Below are 3,078 nucleotides of genomic sequence, written 5' to 3'. Positions count from 1 at the left end.
AACAAGTTCCGTCGCATGATCCCCTCCCGAATCGGGACAAAGGGAATCACCCTACCATTAGAAAATCAACAAAATTATTGGGTTTTGACCCTAGTGATGTCTGAATTTGGCGTGTTCGGGCCGAAGGCAGACTGGCCGGTTTCTGCCGTCCGGTTCCAAAGAGCGGTCGTTGGCAAAATGGCTAAAAATACGTAGGATGGATCAGCGCAGCGCAACTCATCAATCTGGTGCGGTACGAAAGCGATGGGTAGCGCTTCGCTCACCCATCCTACACTTGCTATGCGTCCACCGAACGCAGAGGGAGCCGATAGAGAAGATCAGTCTCTGAAATGCTTGGCGAGCATTTCGCTTGCAATCTCATAGCAATCATCAATGTAGAAATTCAGAATCAATATGTTCACGCCAAAGCTGACAGCTCCAGCAACAAGACTTCCGATACCCGGAAAGAATTTAGACACTTCCGCTACGACCTGCCCGGCAGCAAACCGCTTCAATAATTGCAACACCCCTTCTTTGGTTGCAAAACTGATAATTTGATTTGCGATTGGGGCAAAATTGGGGGCTATGTGCGCGAATTTATCCAACCTCGCTTCAGTAAGATTGAAATCATTGCGTATTAGCCCCATCGCGCCGAGGATAGCACCAACATCAACCGCTATGCCTAAGCCCGGCACGGGGACCATGTTTGCGGCGGCGGATACACCAGCCGCGTACAGAGCATATTCTCTACAAGCTTTTTTTTTCTTCTCCAAAAACTCCTTGGAGTATGCAGCCGCCGACCGATTGAAGCGATCCCGCTTTACACCAACAAGGCTTCCCTCAATCGCATTTTGAAGCTCATCCAATCCTTCGCCTGTTCGGCAACTGGTAAAGACAACCTCCACACTCTCGCCAATCTGCTGAGCAAGGTTCTCTTTAATCCTTGCCCGCAAGTCTGCATCTGTTTGTCCAGGCTGATATTCGGCATCAATCTTATTACGGACAAAAATGCAATGCTTCCCGTCTTGCCGCAATTGACGGAAAAACAGGATGTCATCCTCTTTGAGTTTACCGGAAGTGACACACAAAAATATGTCAAACTGGTCTATCTTAAACTTTTCCCGGTACTTATCTGCCGGGAATCTCGCCGTGCCGTAACCCGGCAGGTCACTTAAAAACAGACCGTTCCACTCGTGATCTTCACGCTCGAAGGTCTCGTCGTTCCCTACCCCGACCTTAACTAGGTCAGGCTTGCCTGTGATGGCGTTAATCAGGGAGGACTTACCCGCCCCCGGCTGTCCAAAAAGTGCAATATAAACTGGCGTCTTGGCGGACTTTTCCGCGTTTTGACGGATTTCCTCATAATCAGCCTCAGCCATCCTACCCCTCAACAGTTCGAAACATAACCATTTGTTCAGATTTATGGTGCCGAAATGTTTCTCTGTCCAGGGCTCTTAACTTCCCCCGTTGCAACACCCCGCCAACCCCCGTGACCTTCCCGGCATGAGCCAAGCGCCTGATCCGGTTGACAAATTTATTCGCCGCCGGGACTGCCAGAAAGGCGAGCTGAGCGGGCAAATTTACGACACGTTCCTATCCAAACTGCGCGACGTTATCGGCGTCCTCCGCTCTATTTTCCTTTCTTTGGGGAGACTGACGAGGCGCAAGAGATAGCACCGCGCAATGTCTATCCTGAAAGTAACCATAATGGGCGCAGAGCCGCCTCGCTCAACCTCAACACCTTCCTGTGTTAGTTATGTCCGCATCGGAGCACCCGGCCAGAGGTCGGGAATGGCGGGGTTGGGCGCGTTGCTGCCAATAACCGTGGTGATTTCTGGCCTCGGTGCCAGGCCTGAGAGTGAGAGTTGGGCTGGGCGCTTCATGACTGGTTTTAATCCGGAGGAGAGGCTTCCGGGGCCTGTCATGGAGAAGTGCCATGGATATCAATGCGTCTGCCGCGGTGGCGGTTGTGGGGGCGAGCGCGGGCCGGACTGGGCCAGCGGGTTTTAAGGTTGATGTCAGCCGGGGAGAGCGGCTGGGGCGGGTGTCGTCGGAATGGTTCTCGCGGCCCGATGATGAGCGGTTTCTGTCGCTGCCGGAATTGTATGCGGCGGTGCATGCCCGCGCGGAGCGCGCTGAGGCACGGACGGTGGAGAGCAGGGCCATCCGGGTGGAAGCCCGGCGTGACGATGGCGATCGGCTTGCGCTGATAGTGCCGGGACAGGAGCGGCCGGTGGCGCCGACCCATTGGAGTTTTGGTCAACTTTGCGGGCTGGTGGGGGCGCCGGCGGGGTATTTGCGTGAGTTGCCAGCACCTCTGGCGGGGATCAATCTGCAGCACGGGCTGCTCAACCACCGCGCCGAGCTGGTGAAGACGCTGGAGTCCGATGACGGGCGGGTAGAGCTGCGCGCCGTTACTGGTCCGGATTATGGGCGCATCTGGGACCATGAATTGGTGGCAGCGGTGATGCGCATCGCCGGCAACGGCACCGGCGACACGAATTGGAAAGTGCCGGGCGTGCTGGATTGGTCGACCATGACCCACAACCCGTATGTGGACGTGACGAAAGAGACGACCACGCTCTATGCCAGCGACCGGGACGTGTTTTTGTTCCTGGTCGATGACACGCACCCGATCGAAGCGGGGCGGCTGCCGAATGGTGAGCCGGATTTGTATTTTCGGGGGTTCTATTGCTGGAACAGCGAGGTAGGCTCGAAGACTCTGGGCATCGCCTCGTTCTATCTGCGCGCGGTGTGCGCCAACCGGAACATCTGGGGTGCCGAGGATTTCCAGGAGATCAGTATTCGTCACAGCAAATTCGCGACGCAGCGGTTTGCGCATGAGGCAGCACCCGCGCTGCGGCGCTTTGCCAATTCCTCACCAGCGCTGTTCGTGGCGGGCATCAAGGCGGCGCGGGAACAGATTGTCGCGCGCCAAGATGACGACCGCGAAAGTTTCTTGCGCAAACGCGGCTTCAGCAAGGGCGAGACGTCGAAAATCATCGCCACCGTGCTGGAAGAGGAAGGTCATCCGCCCGAGAGCGTTTTCGATTTTGTGCAGGGCATCACTGCGCTGGCGCGCAGCAAGCCACATCAGGA

Annotated in this window: 3 protein-coding genes; 2 read left to right on the top strand and 1 reads right to left on the bottom strand. The window is 55.9% G+C overall.

The window, feature by feature from the left end; all coding sequences use genetic code 11:
• A partial coding sequence (locus tag T331_RS20345; RefSeq protein ID WP_211248763.1) for a hypothetical protein occupies positions 1-195 on the top strand: 195 nt, incomplete at its 5' end.
• 122 nt (positions 196-317) lie between these two features.
• Here the strand turns inward: T331_RS20345 and T331_RS0116630 are convergent.
• Complete coding sequence (locus T331_RS0116630; RefSeq protein WP_026440833.1) at positions 318-1,358, bottom strand: GTPase; 1,041 nt, start codon at positions 1,356-1,358, stop codon at positions 318-320.
• Between the two features lie 722 nt (positions 1,359-2,080).
• Here T331_RS0116630 and T331_RS0116625 point away from each other — a divergent pair.
• The coding region (locus tag T331_RS0116625; RefSeq protein ID WP_026440834.1) for a hypothetical protein at positions 2,081-3,078 on the top strand (998 nt) is incomplete at its 3' end.

It is taken from the genome of Acidocella facilis ATCC 35904 (assembly GCF_000687875.1).
GTDB classification, from domain to species: domain Bacteria; phylum Pseudomonadota; class Alphaproteobacteria; order Acetobacterales; family Acetobacteraceae; genus Acidocella; species Acidocella facilis.
Note: the sequence above shows the minus strand (reverse complement) of the source record. Positions and strands in the feature narration are given on the sequence as shown.

Excerpts from the sequence above, each read along its gene's own strand:
- T331_RS0116630 (WP_026440833.1), bottom strand. The coding sequence starts at position 1,358 with ATGGCTGAGGCTGATTATGAGGAAATCCGTCAAAACGCGGAAAAGTCC.